Raw genomic sequence first — 14,679 nt, forward strand, 5'->3', positions numbered from 1 at the left:
TAGTTCTGACAGCAGCCGAGAAAGGACACACGAACATGAATTCCGCCGATGGGGCACGACTGTCCGGACTGACCGTCGCAATTCTCGCGACGAACGGAGTCGAGGAGGTCGAGCTCGTCGAGCCGCGTAAGGCTCTCGAGGACGAGGGCGCCACCGTCCGGCTCGTCTCGATCGAGCAGGGCGAGATCCAGGCCATGGAGAAGGACGTCGACGCCGCAGGGAAGTACACCGTCGATCACCTCGTCTCGGAGGTCTCCCCCGGTGACTTCGACGGCCTGGTCCTTCCCGGTGGAACCACGAATCCCGATCAGCTGCGCCAGGACGACAAGGCCGTGTCGTTCGTGCGGGAGTTCGTCACCTCCGGGCGTCCGGTCGGCGTGATCTGTCACGGGCCGTGGACGCTCGTCGAGGCCAACGTGGTGCGCGACCGCACCCTGACGTCGTATCCGAGCGTCCGTACCGACATCCGCAACGCCGGCGGAAATGTCGTCGATCAGGAGGTGGTCGTCGATCGCAATCTCGTCTCGAGCCGCAATCCCGGCGACCTGCCGGCGTTCTGCAAGGCACTCGTCGATCTCTTCGCAGCGAACCCCGCGAGCTGATTTCTTCGGGCCGCGCACCACGCAGGCCCATCCTCTTTCCTCCACCGACCGCGACCGCAGAGGTTCCGGTCCGTCCCCACCTGTTTTCGAAAGGACCTCGACGATGCTCGAGCAGAGCCCCGTTTCCGGCGCCACCGTCTTTCCCTCCGCGCCCCTCCACCAGGGCGTGCGGTTCAGCACCGCGGAGATCAAGAAGCGTATCGACGAAATGTTCGACACCTCGGCCGCTCCCCTGCCGAGCGAGAGCTGATTCCCGAACAACTGCTGGTCGAAGGCCCACAGCAGCGCTCGCGGTTTGCGGCCACCTACCCGCCTTGATAACAAGAAGCAGTCGATTTCGAACATTTGGGATTGGTTCGCCGTAAGGCAATTGCACGAAGGCGGGAATATGAACGAAACGAACTCCGACGATTTCGTCGTGGTCGCCAACCGTTTGCCGGTGGATCTGGAGACGCCGACCGACGGCGGCCCGCCGGTCTGGCGACGCAGCCCCGGCGGTCTGGTGACCGCCATGGAGACCGTCCTGAGGTCCAACAGCGGCGCCTGGGTCGGCTGGCCCGGCACTCCCGACGTGACGGTCGATCCCTTCGAAGAAGACGGGCTCTCGCTGTATCCGGTGGAGCTGTCCGCCCAGGAAGTCGAGGAATACTACGAGGGTTTCTCGAACGACACCCTGTGGCCGCTCTATCACGACGCGCTCGTTCCACCCACCTTCGATCGACGCTGGTGGCGCACCTATCGCGCGGTCAACCAGCGATTCGCCGAGGCCGCGGCCCGCGCCGCCGCCCCCGGGGCGACGGTGTGGGTGCACGACTACCAGCTCCAGCTCGTTCCCCGGATGTTGCGCGAGCTCAGGCCCGACGTCACCATCGGCTTCTTCCTCCACATCCCTTTCCCGCCCACCGAACTGTTCCTGCAGTTGCCGTGGCGTAAGGCGATCGTCGACGGTCTGCTCGGCGCCGATCTCGTCGGTTTCCACCTCCCCGGTGGGGCACAGAACTTCCTCTACCTCGCCAACCGGCTGTTCGGACTCCCGGCACCGCGCGGGACCGCATCCGGCGGCACCATCGATCTCGGCGATCGACAGGTCCGCGTCGGCGCCTACCCGATCTCCATCGACTCCGCGCAGCTCCGGGAACGTTCCAGCGACAAGGCCATTCGCGAGCGCGCCGCCGAGATCCGCAGGGATCTGGGCGATCCGGAGGTCATGCTGCTCGGCGTCGACCGTCTCGACTACACCAAGGGCATCGACGTACGGCTCGAGGCGCTGCACGAGCTGTTCGCCGACGGCACCCTCGATCCCGAGAAGGTCGTGATGGTGCAGTTGGCCACGCCGAGCCGGGAGCGCTTGACGGCATACGCACAGCTCCGGGACCAGGTGGAGCGCGAAGTGGGACGGATCAACGGCGAGTTCGCCCGGCTCGGCTCCCCTGTCGTCCACTACCTCCACGCCTCGGTCGACCGCGACGAGCTGCTCGCGATGTACACCGGTGCCGACGTCATGCTGGTCACTCCCCTGCGCGACGGCATGAATCTCGTCGCCAAGGAGTACATCGCCTGCCACGGCGACGGCAGCGGGTCGCTGGTTCTCAGCGAATTCGCCGGGGCGGCAGTGGAACTCCGTCGCGCCCTCCTCGTCAACCCGCACGATCTCGAAGGCGTCAAGCGCGCGATCGTCGAGGCGATCGAGGAGGATCCGGCCGAACGGAAGAGGCGCATGAAGACCATGCACGCGCACGTCATGGAGCACGACGTCGCCCGCTGGTCGCGCACCTTCCTCGAGGATCTACGGGACACCTCGGGTGCGCACGTCGCTGCCGCGGAAAACTAGGGCACGCGGGTCCCTCTCCGGCGCGTACCGGAGAGGGACCCGCGTGCCCCGAACCTCGAAGAACCGCAGGCCCGAAGAAGTGCAGACCTACTGGCTCGGCTGCGGTACCTCGCACTCGACCTGGGGATTGACGCCCGCGTAGTTGAGCGGCCCGGCCACCACCGTGACCGCCACCGTCGCGAGACTGCTGCAGTTCTGGTCCGAGTCGCTGAAGTAGCCCCGCTGACCGGCCGCCACCGCACCGATGATCAACCAGACCAGGACCACGAGACTCAACAATCGCACGATCTCACCTCGATCCGTCCCACACGCCGGACCGTCCGGCCGGGTAGCAATACCCGAGGTGGAAATCGAACAAACGCACCGAGGAACATGATCCGGCCATACCGGACGCAGCACCTCTCTGTACATCCGGGTGTGCACCATCGCGTAGGAGTACCGGCATAATTTCTCTTGTGACCGATCCGCCCGTCGATGAAGCGTTGAGCCGGATCCTCGCCGACGACGTCTCCCGGCACGTCGGAAGTTTCCGGTACCTGTCGACCGACGACTCGTGGGAATGGTCGGGCTTCCGTCGCCCGGATAGACGGCTACGAACCCGGCACCGTCGTACCCACGACCGAACTCGTCCTCCGGCACAAACACCCCGACGACAGGGAGGACATCACGACGCTCCTCACCTCCGTCCGTACCACGGGTGAGCCCTTCAGCAGCCGGCACCGGATCGTCGACACCCGAGGCACGATCAGACATGTCGTCGTGATCGGTGATCGCATCGTGGACGAGGACGGCTCGGTTCTCGGCACGTCGGGGTTCTATCTCGACCTGACCGACGCTCTCGAAGAGGACCTGCGGGCAGCGGTCGACGCGGCGATGTCGTCCCTGGCGGACGCCCGCGCCGTCATCGAACAGGCCAAGGGCGCTCTCATGCTGGCATACACGATCCCGGCCGAGCGCGCGTTCGAGATCCTGGTGTGGCGTTCCCAGGAGACGAACCTCAAGCTGCGGTCACTCGCCGAACGGCTCGTACACGAGATCTCGACCACCCCCGGGCTCCTCGAAGAGTTCCGCGGCCGTTTCGATCACCTGTTCCTCACCGTGCACGAGCGAGTCCGCTCGGGCGACCCGCTCCCTTCCGATTGAGCGACCCGCTCCCCTCCCCGATTGAGCGACCCGCTCCCCTCCCCGATTGAGCGACCCGCTCCCCTCCCCGATTGAGCGACCCGCTCCCCTCCCCGATTGAGCGACCCGCTCCCCTCCCCGATTGAGCGACCCGCTCGGGGGTACCCGAAGGTGGAGTCGCGCCCGGCGCCGCGCCGGTCGCTGCGCCCGCGCGCCCTTCGACGTGAGGAGAGCCATGACCCAGGATGTGGAGAAACGTTGGAACGACCCCCGCACGGCCCGTAAGGCCACGATGTACGCCGGGGGCGTGATCGTCGCTGCACTCGTGGTGATGGGCGTCGCCATCCTCTGGGGCACGAACTCCGGACAGGGCTGCAGCGACGCCGCATTCGCGGTGTGCACCGATCCCGCCCGCCAGATCCTCGTCTTCGGCCCCACACTCGTGCTCCTGCTCGGCGGTCTCGGTGCACTGTGGACGGCGTACCGCACATGGAAGCGCGGCGGTCGCTGGCCGATCTGGCAGGGCGCAGGATGGGCACTGCTGGTGCTGATGGTCGCCTACGCCACCATCTCCGCCCGCGCCATCATCTGATCCGGCGCCCGGTCGTCCCGGCCCGGGACGGCCGGAGCCACCGACCCGCACGAACGAACAGGCGGGACAGCAGCGTATTTCGGTTCGTACCGACGCGCCGTGACCGGTTTATCCCCCACCACACACGGGAATACCGCTGTGGTGAAGATCGCGATGGTTGCCGGACAAGTGAATCCCCTGCTCGGTCACGGCGCGCACGCAGGTGCAGCGCCGCAAGGACTGCACGTCCACCTGGCCGAACTGTCCTCCGCCCTCGCCGGGGCCGGTCACGAGGTGGTGGTCTACACACGCCGCGAGGATCGCGACGGCCCCGACCGGATCTCCGCCCCTGGTGGATACGAAGTGGTGCAGGTGCCGGCGGGTCCGCCGTCCCCGCTGCGCCCCGACGAAACTGCCTCTGCGATGGGCGAATTCGGGAGCTTCCTGGATCGGGAGTGGCGTCAGCGACCACCGGACATCACCCACGCCCACTACTGGCTGTCCGGACTGGCCACCCAGCTCGCCACCCGCTCACTGGGCATCCCCACGGTCCAGACCTTCCACTCCCTCGGCACGGTCGAGCACCGCATCCGGGAGAAGACGGCGATGGACGCATCCGCGCGCGACCGAATCCGCTTGGAGCGACTCATCGCCCGGGGTGCGACGCGCATGATCGCGACGAGTTCCGACGAGGTGTTCGAGCTGGCGCGCATGGGACTCCCCCGCACGCGGACCACAGTGGTGCCGAGTGGAGTGGACGCCGCGCACTACAGCACCGCCGCCGCTCCCGACACCACGAGGACCCGCAAGCATCGCCTGCTCGCAGCCGGTCCTCTCGAATCGGGCTCCGGATTCGACATCGCCATCGAAGCGCTGGCGGGCATTCCCGACACCGAACTCGTCATCGCCGCGCATCCCGCTCCGCCGTACCTGTCGCGCCGAGCAGACGAGCAGGAGAAGTCCCGTCTGGTGAAGCTCGCACGCGTACGCGGTGTGCAGGGACGCGTCCGGATCCGCCGCGACGTCGGGCGGGACGAGATGCCCGGTCTGCTCCTGTCCGCCGACGCCGTGGTCTCCACCCCCTGGCACGATCCATCGGGGATGCTCGCCCTGCAGGCGATGTCGTGTGGTCGCCCGGTCATCGCAACCGCCTCGGGTGGAATGCTCGACACCGTGCTCGACGACGCCACAGGCCTTCTCGTGCCCACCCGCTCCCCCGAGGCCGTCGCGGCCGCCGCACGCCGGCTTCTCTCCGATGCGACGACACGCGCCACCTTCGGTATCGCCGGACGCGACCGCGTGCTCGCCCGGTACACCTGGGATCGCGTGGCGGAGGACACTCTTCGCGCCTACGAACGGTGCGTGCCGGTCAGGCGTACTGCACACCGGACCGCACGGATCGGTGTGCAGTAGCGCCCATCGAACTCGGCACATGCACTGGAACGATCAGCGACGGAAGTCCTGATCGTTCCGGTGCGCACCCGCCCCACCGACCTCGCCGATCCGGCCCTCGCCGCCGGGCACCGAGTTCGAGGTCGGCGAACCTGCCGTTCCCGGAGTCGGTTCCCCGCGGTGGTCACCGCGATCGGCGCCTTCCGCCGCACGGGGATCCAGCTCTTCCGCGCGGCGACGACGTTCGTCGAGTTCGGCTCGCGCCGCTTCGGCGGTACGGCGTTCGTCCTCCGAGCGGGCACGCAGCCGCTCCGCCTCGGCCGCCTTGGCTTCGGCTTCCGCCGCGGCGCGGCGGGCCTCCGCTTCGGTGCGTTCGGCCGACGCAGCCCGTTGTTCGACTCCGGGCCTGTTCTCCTCGACGCTGCGACGCAGACGTTCGGCTTCGGCACGCCGTCGCTCGGCGCGCCGGTTGCGGAGCGTCCACACCAGCACCGCCACTACCACCAACGCGACGACCACCGCTATCACCAGCAGAATCCAGTCGTTCGTGCTCATCTCGACCTCCTCGGGTTCATCAGCGGGTTCCCCCGGGTCGAAGTGACGAAACGGGCAGGTCGGGCCGGTCGGTGGATCGGAGGCGTCCCGAAACAGAACCGTTGCCGCCCGGGTGTCCCGAACGGCAACGGTATGGAGGGGCGTGGCGCATCGCGTGCCACGCCGTGTGGTCGACTCTCCTCTTACATCACAGGAGCGACCGCAGCGAGCGCTGCTTCACGTGTCCTGCAGGCCTTGGCGGCGATGGCGGCATCGGCGACCCGGAGCAACCGTTCCACCGGTCGCCCACTCAGAAGAGCCCAGCGGACGTTCAGGGCACGCGCGCGCTCGTCGAGATCGTCGAAGACCGACAATCCCGCCGCACCGAAGAATTCGACTGCCCCGAGGTCGACGACCATACGGATCGATTCTTCGAGCTGCCGATGGGTGAACGCGTGGAGAGCGTGTGCGTTACGGATGTCGATCTCGCCGCGCACATCGATCCAGACGAGGTCCGGCTCGATCCTCTGAGCACTGAATTCCGCACCGACGACCCGCTCTGCGGGGATATCGGACCTGATCGGCCGAGCCGACCATGCGGATGGGACGGAATCTACCTGTGCGGCAATTCGCTGAGGAACTGTCATAGCACTTCCCAACATCGAAAATTGCAGGAAGCACGACCTACGAGACAGGCACAACCGGTGACCGATCGGAACCCTCCCGAAACGGGGGTGCTTCCGTGTTCTCGGCTGTGTGCTCAACCTTCTGCCCCAACAGTAGTCCACGAACCATCGGCGCTCAACACATCGAACGTGCATTTCGGGCATGTTGCGGACCCCTGCCCAGGTCACGGCGGATGGATTGAATTCGCGATATCTGGGTAATCTCTCCGACGACCAGACAGACACGACCCGCTCGTACCCCCACTCCCCGTACTGGAGACATCAGGCTCATGGCAAAATCCGCGTCGATCGAATCGGCACGCGACCACAATCCCCCGGTAGTCGAACTTCGAGTAGAGGCCCATCCCGATCAGCTCGCAGTGCTCCGAGCGGTAGCCGCCGCGATCGCGCTGCAGCACGACTTCGACCTCGATACCGTGGCGGACGTGAAGCTCGCCGTCGACGAAGCGGCCACGCGGCTGATCATGGGCGCTCCCGAGGACGCCGTTCTGGCATGCTCCTTCCGGGCGGCCCTTCCTCTGCTGCACATCAGCCTCTCGGCACCAACGAACGATGCCTCCGCAATCGGGCAGCCGCGCTCCTTCGGATGGCACGTGCTCAACTCGCTGACCGAGTCCATCTCGGTGACGAGCGACGACTCGCGCGCCACGATCGACATGTCCATCGCCGAAGGCAGCGCCGATCGGTGACGCGCAACACGGGTAGGTCGAGCGACGAGTACGCCGACGTCACCGAAACGCTGAGAACACTCCTCGCACTCGAGGAGGGCGACCCCGGTCGCATCCGCATCCGCGACGAAGTGGTCGAGCGGTGCCTTCCGCTCGCCGAGCACATCGCCCGGCGCTTCGACGGCCGTGGTGAGGCCTTCGAGGACCTGCTGCAGGTCGCGCGTCTGGGCCTGGTCAACGCGGTCGACCGGTTCGACCCCGAACGCGGCTCGGATTTCGTCTCCTTCGCGGTCCCCACGATCATGGGCGAGGTGCGCCGGCACTTCCGGGACGCCGGCTGGGCCGTTCGTGTGCCGAGGCGCATGAAGGAACTGCACCTGTCCCTGAGCAAGGCCACCTCCGAGCTCTCCCAGCAGCTCGGACGTGCGCCCACCGCTTCCGAGCTCGCCGAGGAACTCGGCATCGATCAGGAGGAGGTGTTGCAGGGTCTCGTGGCCGGTAACGCCTACCAGACGGTGTCGGTGGACCGATCGTCCCCGTCGGGCGACGACGGGCTCACCCTCGCCGACACGCTCGGCGACTACGACGCCGCGCTGGACGAGGTCGAGAACCACGAGGCGCTGCGTCCGCTGCTCGAGGCCCTTCCGGCCCGCGAACGCACGGTCGTGCTGCTGCGCTTCTTCGGCAACATGACGCAGACGCAGATCGCTGAGCGCGTGGGTGTCTCGCAGATGCACGTGTCGCGTCTGCTCACGAAGACCCTCGCGCAGCTCCGCGATCAGCTCGGCGACAACTTCTGACGGGGTCGACGTCCCGGGTTCTCGTTACCCGGGACGTCGACACGGTCAGAACGTCGAGGCGTCGATCACGAAGCGATAGCGCACATCACTGGCGACCACACGGTCGTATGCCTCGTTGATCCGGTCTGCGGAGATCAGTTCGATCTCCGCACCGATACCGTGCTCTGCGCAGAAATCGAGCATCGCCTGCGTGTCGGGGATGCCGCCGACATTCGATCCGGCCATCGCACGATCGTTCATCGCGAGCGAGAACGCCCGCACCGACAGCGGCTTCTCGGGCAGGCCGAGGCCGACGAGGGTGCCGTGCAGCCGCAGCAGCGACAGGTAGCGGTCGAGGTCGAGGTTGACCGAGACGGTGTTGAGGATCAGGTCGAACTTCCCGCGCAGCTCCTTGAACGTCGACTCGTCCTCGGTGGACCGGTAGTCGACCGCACCGAATCGCAGGCCGTCGTCCCGCTTCGACAGCGAGTGGCCGAGCACCGTCACCTCCGCCCCCATGGCTGCCGCAATCTTCACGCCGACGTGCCCGAGGCCGCCCATGCCGATGATCGCGACCTTGCTCCCCGGCCCGGCATTCCATCGCTTCAGCGGCGAGTACAGGGTGATTCCCGCGCACAGCAGAGGTGCCGCGGCGGCCGGGTCGAGTCCGTCGGGAATCCTCAGGACGAAGTGTTCGGTGACGACGATGTGCGTCGAGTAGCCGCCCTGGGTGACGGTGCCGTCGCGGTCGACGGAGTTGTAGGTCCCCGTCACCCGATTGGTGCAATGCTGTTCGAATCCCGTTCGGCAGGGATCACATTCGCCACAGGAGTTCACGAAGCAGCCCACGCCGACACGGTCGCCGACGGCATGTCTCGTGACCTCGGACCCGACGGCGGCGACGGTACCGACGATCTCGTGACCCGGCACGATCGGGTACTTGGTTCCACCCCACTCGTTCCGGGCGGTGTGGATGTCGGAATGGCAGATGCCGGCGAACTCGATCTCGATGAGCACGTCGAGCGGGCCGAGGGCACGTCGTTCGACGGTGGTCTTCGACAGGGGCGCATCGGGCGCGGTGGCGGCGTAGGCGGCGACGGTGGTCGTACCGGTTGTGGACGTCATTCCTCCACAACTACTCCGCCTCACGACGACGTGCACCCGCGGGGGACTCCCGCGGGTGCGCGTCGTCGAGACGGTTCGGCTATCCGGCCTGGTCGGCCTGTTGTGCCGCCCGGCGGCGCAGTCGTCGCGCCGCGGCGACGAGGTTGCGCAACGACGGCTCGAGCTGCCAGTGATGACGGGTCTTGAGGCCACCGTCCGGATTGGCCCACAACCGGTCGAGTTCCACCGATTCCGCCGCCTCGGTGAGCAACTCGTCGAGCTCGTCGATGTCCGGGATCCGGGCCGACCGCGACTCGTAGACACCGGGACCGACACCGTGGGACAGCGCGCGGTCCTTGATCGCCTCGAGCACCCAGCGGATCGAGCGCGTCGCCACGATCGCCGTGACGTCGGCGTCGAGCCGCTCGATCGCGTCGACCACCGACGCCTGACCCGAATAGGTCAGGTGCGTGTGGATCTGCGTCTCCGGCTTCGCACCACCGGTGGCGAGACGGAAGGCGTCGACGGCCCAGTCGAGGTACTCGGCGCGTCCGTCCTGCCGCAGCGGCAGCAACTCACGGATGGCCGGTTCGTCGACCTGGATGATCGCGATGCCCGCCCGCTCGAGATCGGTGATCTCGTCGCGGATGGCCAGCGCGAGCTGGTCGGCCGTCTCGTGGAGCGGTTGATCCTGACGCACGTAGGAACGCGCCAGCATCGTCACCGGACCGGTGAGCATGCCCTTGACCGGCTTGTCGGTCAGCGACTGTGCGAACGAGATCCACTCGACCGTCATCGGCTTCGGGCGCACGATGTCGCCGTAGAGGATCGGCGGACGCGTGCAGCGCGAACCGTAGGCCTGCACCCAGCCGAAGTGCGTGGTGGCGAAGCCCTCCATCAGCTCGGCGAAGTACTGCACCATGTCGTTGCGTTCGTGCTCGCCGTGGACGAGGACGTCGAGACCGATGTCCTCCTGCAGACGGATGGTGGACTCGATCTCCTCCTGGATGCGCTTGACGTACTCGTCGTACGACATCCGGCCACGACCGAGTTCTGCTCGTGCCCTGCGGATCTCCGCGGTCTGCGGGAACGAGCCCAGGGTCGTCGCCGGCACCGGCGGCAGATCCAGGCGCTTCTGCTGCGCGACGCGGCGTTCCTCGTACGGCGCACGCACCCGATGGGCGGGCGTGATCGCGTTCAGACGTGCACGGACGGTGTGCTTCTGCTTGAAGTGCACCGACACGGGCGGCTTGCGCCACCGCTCCTCGGCACCGGTCGTCAGTGCCTTGGCGAGGGAGACCACCTCCCCCACCTTCTGCTTCGCGAACGCGAGACGATCGGCGACGTCGCCGGGGATGTCGTACTCGACGAGCACGTCGTAGGGCACGTGCAGCAGCGAGGACGAGGTCGACACGACGAGATCCGGTGCGACCGCGACGATCGACTTCAGGTACTCGAGGGTGCGGTGGCGGTCGACCTTCCACACGTTGCGGCCGTCGACGACACCGGCGTAGATGCGCTTGCGCTTGAGTCCGGGCACGGCGGCCAGTTCGTCCGCGCTGATGCGGCCGTCGACCAGGTCCAGGCCGATCGCCTCGATCTTCGACGCGGCCAGGATCGGCAACGCCTCGCCGAGATGCCCGTACGGGCCGGTCACGAGCAGACGCGGACGCAGCGGAGCGTGCGAGAGCACGTCGTAGGCACGCGCGAGGGCTGCGAGCTCCTCCTCGCTGCGGTCCTCGGTGAACGACGGCTCGTCGAGCTGCACGCAGGTCGCGCCGGCGCGGGCGAGCTGCTCGAAGAGCTTCTCGTACTCGGGGAGCAGCGCGTCGAGCAGGTCGAGGGTGCGGAAGCCCTCCTTCGTCGACGTCGGCGCGACCTTCGACAGCAGCAGCAGCGAGACCGGGCCGAGCACCACCGGCCGCAGCTCGACGCCCTCGGCCTTCGCACGCTCGAACTCGTCGAGCACAGTCGCCGAGTTCAGCTCGAAGACGGTGTTCTCGTCGAGTTCGGGCTGGCGGTAATGGTAGTTGCTACCGAACCACCGCACCAGCTCGAGCGGCGGGAAGTCCTCGCGTCCACGGCACAGCGTGAAGTACAGATCGAGCGGGTCGAGCTCGTCGGCCAGCGGACGGAACCGCTCGGGCAGCGCTCCGAACAACAGGGCGTTGTCCAGGACGTGGTCGTAGTAGGAGAACGTGTTGCCGGGTACCTGGGTCAGACCCGTGGCTGCGAGCTCGCGCCAGGTGTTCTCCTGGAGCTCGCGAGCGACCGCGACGAGTTCGTCGCGCGTGCCCTCACCGTGCCAGTAGGCCTCGAGGGCGAACTTGAGCTCGCGGCGGGGCCCGATGCGCGGGTACCCGAGGATGCTCGATCCGTATCCGTCGGCGAGAGTTGCCATGTCGGCGTCGACCTTTCCCTCATGCACATCGCGCCCGTGCACCGGTGACCAGTGTTCGGAACACTGTCGCCGGGCACGGGCGCCGTGTGCGGTGGTGCTACCTGGCTAGCCGGCCTTCTTGACCGTGCGACCGTTGTCGGCGTACTCGTAGAAGCCGGCGCCCGACTTCTTGCCGACGAGTCCCGCCTCGACCATGCGCTGCAGCAGCGGCGGGGCCGAGTACAGGGGCTCCTTGAACTCCTCGTACATGGAGTCGGCGATCGACTTGACGGTGTCCAGACCGACGAGGTCGGTCAGGGCCAGCGGACCCATCGGGTGGGCGCAACCCAGGACCATCGTCTTGTCGATGTCCTCCTTGGTGGCGAAACCGGACTCGACCATCCGGATCGCCGAGAGCAGGTACGGCACCAGCAGTGCGTTGGCGATGAAACCTGCACGGTCGGAGGACCGCACGACCTGCTTGCCCAGTACGTCGGCGGCGAACGCCTCGGCGCGCTTGGTGACGGTGGGGCTGGTCTTCAGGGTGGTGACGAGCTCGACGAGCGGGAGCACCGGCACAGGGTTGAAGAAGTGCATGCCGATGACACGCTCGGGGGCACCGGTCGCGATACCGAGCTTCATGATCGGGATCGACGAGGTGTTCGATGCGAGCACCGCGTGGGGATCGGTGACGATCTTGTCGAGTTCGGCGAAGATCTCGCTCTTGATCTTCTCGTCCTCGACGACGGCCTCCACGACGAGCTGCCGATCGGCGAAGTCACCGAGATCGGAGGTGAAACGCAGACGCCATGCGGCCTGCTCACGCTCCCGTTCGGTGATCTTCCCGCTGCTCACACCCCGGTCCAGCGACCGGAGGATGCGGGCGCGTCCGGCAGCCGCGAGTTCGCGGGTCTGCTCGAACACCAGTACGTCGACATGAGCGCGTGCGCACACCTCGGCGATACCTGCGCCCATGATGCCGGCGCCGATCACGCCGACGCGCTGAATCTTTTCGCTGGTCACGTCAGCTCCTTCTCGTTGTGGGGGTCGTGGCCGAGGCCGGAAGTACAGGTGCGGACCCATCGGGTGCGCGGGTGCAGAACTGCCCCTGATACGCACGCACCCCGCGGCAGGACATGGGGACCTGTGGATCCCGCCGCGGGGTGGTGGCCTCTTCGGTGGCGCTTGTTCCTAGTGGAACTGGCCTTCCTCGGTGGAGCCCTTCAGGGCAGCCGTGGAGGTGTTGGGATCGACGGTGGTGGCGATGGTGTCGAAGTAGCCGGCACCGACCTCACGCTGGTGCTTGATGGCGGTGAAGCCGCGCTCCTTGGCCGCCTTGAACTCGCGCTCCTGCAGGTCGACGAAGGCCGTCATGCCCTCGCGGGCGTAGCCGTGCGCCAGGTCGAACATGCCGTAGTTGAGCGAGTGGAAGCCGGCGAGGGTGATGAACTGGAACTTGAAGCCCATCGCGCCGAGCTCCTTCTGGAACTTCGCGATGGTCGCGTCGTCCAGGTGCGCCTTCCAGTTGAAGGACGGCGAGCAGTTGTAGGCCAGCAGCTGGTCCGGGAACTCGCTGCGGACGCCCTCGGCGAACTTCTTGGCGACCTCGAGATCCGGCACACCGGTCTCCATCCAGATGAGGTCGGAGTACGGAGCGTAGGCCTTCGCACGGGCGATGCAGGGCTCGATGCCGTTCTTGACGTGGTAGAAGCCCTCGGCGGTGCGCTCACCGGTGATGAACGGGCGGTCGCGCTCGTCGACATCGGAGGTGATGAGGGTCGCGGCCTCGGCGTCGGTGCGGGCGATGACCACGGTCGGGACGTCCGCGACGTCGGCCGCGAGGCGAGCCGAGGTCAGGGTGCGGATGTGCTGCTGCGTGGGGATGAGCACCTTGCCACCGAGGTGACCGCACTTCTTCTCCGACGCGAGCTGGTCCTCCCAGTGCGAACCGGCGACGCCGGCCGCGATCATGGCCTTCTGCAGCTCGTAGACGTTGAGGGCGCCACCGAAGCCGGCCTCACCGTCGGCGACGATCGGAGCGAGCCAGTTGTCGACGGAGGTGTCGCCCTCGACCTTGGCGATCTCGTCGGCGCGCAGCAGCGCGTTGTTGATGCGGCGGACGACCTGCGGAACCGAGTTCGCCGGGTACAGCGACTGGTCCGGGTAGGTGTGGCCGGACAGGTTGGCGTCGCCGGCGACCTGCCAACCGGAGAGGTAGATGGCCTTCAGGCCGGCGCGGACCTGCTGGACCGCCTGGTTGCCGGTGAGGGCGCCCAGCGAGTTGATGTAGTCCTCGTTGTTGACGAGGTCCCACAGGATCTCGGAACCGCGGCGAGCGAGGGTGGCCTCCTCGACGACATTGCCCTGCAGCTTGGCGACCTGCTCGGCGGTGTAGTTGCGGGTGATCCCCTTCCAGCGCGGATTGGTGTCCCAATCCTTCTGGATCTCTTCTGCAGTCCTCGGGGTGCCGGTGGTCGACATCAAATCTCCACTCTCTAGATCTGCCCCGCTCGGGATGAAGCAGTACGCGTGTACGACTTCACATCCTTTGCGTGCCGTTCGGATGTACAAGAACGACAATGACACAGTCCAAAAAACCCGTCTACCTGTTGCTAATGCCAATCTCGGTTATTTTCGTTGCAGGCATTGCGAAGATTGCTAATCGATGGTCGGTCCAACTACCCGAATCGGGCACGCGTTTATTACCCGCGAGTAGCAACTACCTCGGCTTTTGCCGCTGTCGTCCGGCCCACGCCGTCGGAACGACCCGTCCCGACGAATCACCCACCGCGGGACGGACCGGACACCTGTCTGTGACTGCCTTCACAAGCGTTGATCGCCGTTTGTGATCCCCATTGACCCCTGGAATCCCATCCGTAACATGTCTCGGGCCGGATCGGGGCCGGTGCGTCGTAGCGCCTTCGTGTCTCAGGGCCCCGGCCGAACAGCCCCCGAACACGAGGAGTCGACATTCTCTCGAGTACGTCGCGGTCGATCGTCGAAGCGACCC

At 66.8% G+C, this 14,679-nt stretch carries 15 protein-coding genes and 1 pseudogene; 9 read left to right on the forward strand and 7 right to left on the reverse strand.

Translation table 11 applies throughout. The features are described from left to right. The first annotated feature begins 35 nt into the window (after positions 1-35). From AC0LPE_RS18435 to AC0LPE_RS18445, 3 genes are all read left to right on the forward strand, one after another. On the forward strand, positions 36-602 hold the full coding sequence (locus AC0LPE_RS18435; protein WP_490604936.1) for a type 1 glutamine amidotransferase domain-containing protein: 567 nt from the start codon (positions 36-38) through the stop codon (positions 600-602). Between the two features lie 103 nt (positions 603-705). Beyond that, the gene (locus AC0LPE_RS18440) at positions 706-852 is read left to right on the forward strand and encodes a hypothetical protein (protein WP_016693674.1); all 147 of its coding nucleotides are present in this window, start codon (positions 706-708) and stop codon (positions 850-852) included. Positions 853-990: 138 nt separating this feature from the next. Beyond that, the gene (locus AC0LPE_RS18445; protein ID WP_490604937.1) at positions 991-2,433 is read left to right on the forward strand and encodes an alpha,alpha-trehalose-phosphate synthase (UDP-forming); all 1,443 of its coding nucleotides are present in this window, start codon (positions 991-993) and stop codon (positions 2,431-2,433) included. Positions 2,434-2,520: 87 nt separating this feature from the next. On the opposite strand, the gene AC0LPE_RS18450 is transcribed toward AC0LPE_RS18445, so the two are convergent. Next, on the reverse strand, positions 2,521-2,721 hold the full coding sequence (locus tag AC0LPE_RS18450; protein ID WP_033096357.1) for a hypothetical protein: 201 nt from the start codon (positions 2,719-2,721) through the stop codon (positions 2,521-2,523). Between the two features lie 294 nt (positions 2,722-3,015). Here AC0LPE_RS18450 and AC0LPE_RS18455 point away from each other — a divergent pair. The 4 genes and pseudogenes from AC0LPE_RS18455 to AC0LPE_RS18470 form a co-directional block, all read left to right on the forward strand. After that, positions 3,016-3,189, forward strand: a pseudogene (locus tag AC0LPE_RS18455) (PAS domain-containing protein); the annotation flags it as partial. A gap of 3 nt (positions 3,190-3,192) precedes the next feature. Beyond that, the gene (locus AC0LPE_RS18460; RefSeq protein ID WP_423658666.1) at positions 3,193-3,576 is read left to right on the forward strand and encodes an ANTAR domain-containing protein; all 384 of its coding nucleotides are present in this window, start codon (positions 3,193-3,195) and stop codon (positions 3,574-3,576) included. Between the two features lie 214 nt (positions 3,577-3,790). Beyond that, positions 3,791-4,147 (forward strand): hypothetical protein, encoded by a 357-nt coding sequence (locus tag AC0LPE_RS18465; RefSeq protein WP_490604938.1) that lies wholly within the window; start codon positions 3,791-3,793, stop codon positions 4,145-4,147. Between the two features lie 168 nt (positions 4,148-4,315). Further along, on the forward strand, positions 4,316-5,539 hold the full coding sequence (locus AC0LPE_RS18470; protein ID WP_490604939.1) for a glycosyltransferase: 1,224 nt from the start codon (positions 4,316-4,318) through the stop codon (positions 5,537-5,539). Between the two features lie 33 nt (positions 5,540-5,572). Here the strand turns inward: AC0LPE_RS18470 and AC0LPE_RS18475 are convergent, their stop codons facing one another. Both AC0LPE_RS18475 and AC0LPE_RS18480 read right to left on the reverse strand, forming a co-directional pair. Beyond that, entirely contained in the window at positions 5,573-6,073 is a 501-nt protein-coding gene (locus AC0LPE_RS18475; protein ID WP_160876713.1) for a hypothetical protein, read from the reverse strand. Between the two features lie 182 nt (positions 6,074-6,255). Beyond that, on the reverse strand, positions 6,256-6,882 hold the full coding sequence (locus tag AC0LPE_RS18480; protein WP_367652610.1) for an STAS domain-containing protein: 627 nt from the start codon (positions 6,880-6,882) through the stop codon (positions 6,256-6,258). A 125-nt stretch (positions 6,883-7,007) separates the two neighbouring features. Between AC0LPE_RS18480 and AC0LPE_RS18485 the strand changes: the two genes are divergently transcribed. Further along, a complete protein-coding gene (locus AC0LPE_RS18485) occupies positions 7,008-7,427 on the forward strand; it encodes an ATP-binding protein (protein WP_026061321.1) in 420 nt (139 codons plus the stop codon). Continuing rightward, positions 7,424-8,206, forward strand: coding sequence for a SigB/SigF/SigG family RNA polymerase sigma factor (locus tag AC0LPE_RS18490; protein ID WP_016693083.1), 783 nt, complete (start codon positions 7,424-7,426; stop codon positions 8,204-8,206). Before AC0LPE_RS18485 ends, AC0LPE_RS18490 begins: the two co-directional genes overlap by 4 nt. Before the next feature lie 45 nt (positions 8,207-8,251). Here AC0LPE_RS18490 and AC0LPE_RS18495 read toward each other — a convergent pair whose 3' ends face one another. The 4 genes from AC0LPE_RS18495 to aceA form a co-directional block, all read right to left on the reverse strand. Next, entirely contained in the window at positions 8,252-9,310 is a 1,059-nt protein-coding gene (locus tag AC0LPE_RS18495; RefSeq protein ID WP_016693082.1) for an NAD(P)-dependent alcohol dehydrogenase, read from the reverse strand. Between the two features lie 79 nt (positions 9,311-9,389). After that, entirely contained in the window at positions 9,390-11,690 is a 2,301-nt protein-coding gene (gene metE / locus AC0LPE_RS18500) for a 5-methyltetrahydropteroyltriglutamate--homocysteine S-methyltransferase (RefSeq protein WP_033096358.1), read from the reverse strand. A 105-nt stretch (positions 11,691-11,795) separates the two neighbouring features. Next, positions 11,796-12,692, reverse strand: a complete 897-nt coding sequence (locus AC0LPE_RS18505; protein WP_016693080.1) for a 3-hydroxybutyryl-CoA dehydrogenase — start codon at positions 12,690-12,692, stop codon at positions 11,796-11,798. A 168-nt stretch (positions 12,693-12,860) separates the two neighbouring features. Further along, positions 12,861-14,150 carry an isocitrate lyase gene (gene aceA / locus AC0LPE_RS18510; protein WP_006553580.1) on the reverse strand — a complete coding sequence of 430 codons (1,290 nt, stop codon included), beginning with the start codon at positions 14,148-14,150 and terminating at the stop codon, positions 12,861-12,863. Between the last annotated feature and the right edge of the window lie 529 nt (positions 14,151-14,679).

It is taken from the genome of Rhodococcus sp. S3, assembly GCF_058211795.1.

What these genes read in the sequence shown, in the direction of transcription:
- AC0LPE_RS18435 (WP_490604936.1), top strand. Translation starts at nt 36, where the DNA reads ATGAATTCCGCCGATGGGGCACGACTGTCCGGACTGACCGTCGCAATT.
- AC0LPE_RS18440 (WP_016693674.1), top strand. Translation starts at nt 706, where the DNA reads ATGCTCGAGCAGAGCCCCGTTTCCGGCGCCACCGTCTTTCCCTCCGCG.
- AC0LPE_RS18445 (WP_490604937.1), top strand. Translation starts at nt 991, where the DNA reads ATGAACGAAACGAACTCCGACGATTTCGTCGTGGTCGCCAACCGTTTG.
- AC0LPE_RS18465 (WP_490604938.1), top strand. Translation starts at nt 3,791, where the DNA reads ATGACCCAGGATGTGGAGAAACGTTGGAACGACCCCCGCACGGCCCGT.
- AC0LPE_RS18475 (WP_160876713.1), bottom strand. Translation starts at nt 6,073, where the DNA reads ATGAGCACGAACGACTGGATTCTGCTGGTGATAGCGGTGGTCGTCGCG.
- AC0LPE_RS18480 (WP_367652610.1), bottom strand. Translation starts at nt 6,882, where the DNA reads ATGCCCGAAATGCACGTTCGATGTGTTGAGCGCCGATGGTTCGTGGAC.
- AC0LPE_RS18485 (WP_026061321.1), top strand. Translation starts at nt 7,008, where the DNA reads ATGGCAAAATCCGCGTCGATCGAATCGGCACGCGACCACAATCCCCCG.
- AC0LPE_RS18495 (WP_016693082.1), bottom strand. Translation starts at nt 9,310, where the DNA reads ATGACGTCCACAACCGGTACGACCACCGTCGCCGCCTACGCCGCCACC.
- metE (WP_033096358.1), bottom strand. Translation starts at nt 11,690, where the DNA reads ATGGCAACTCTCGCCGACGGATACGGATCGAGCATCCTCGGGTACCCG.
- aceA (WP_006553580.1), bottom strand. Translation starts at nt 14,150, where the DNA reads ATGTCGACCACCGGCACCCCGAGGACTGCAGAAGAGATCCAGAAGGAT.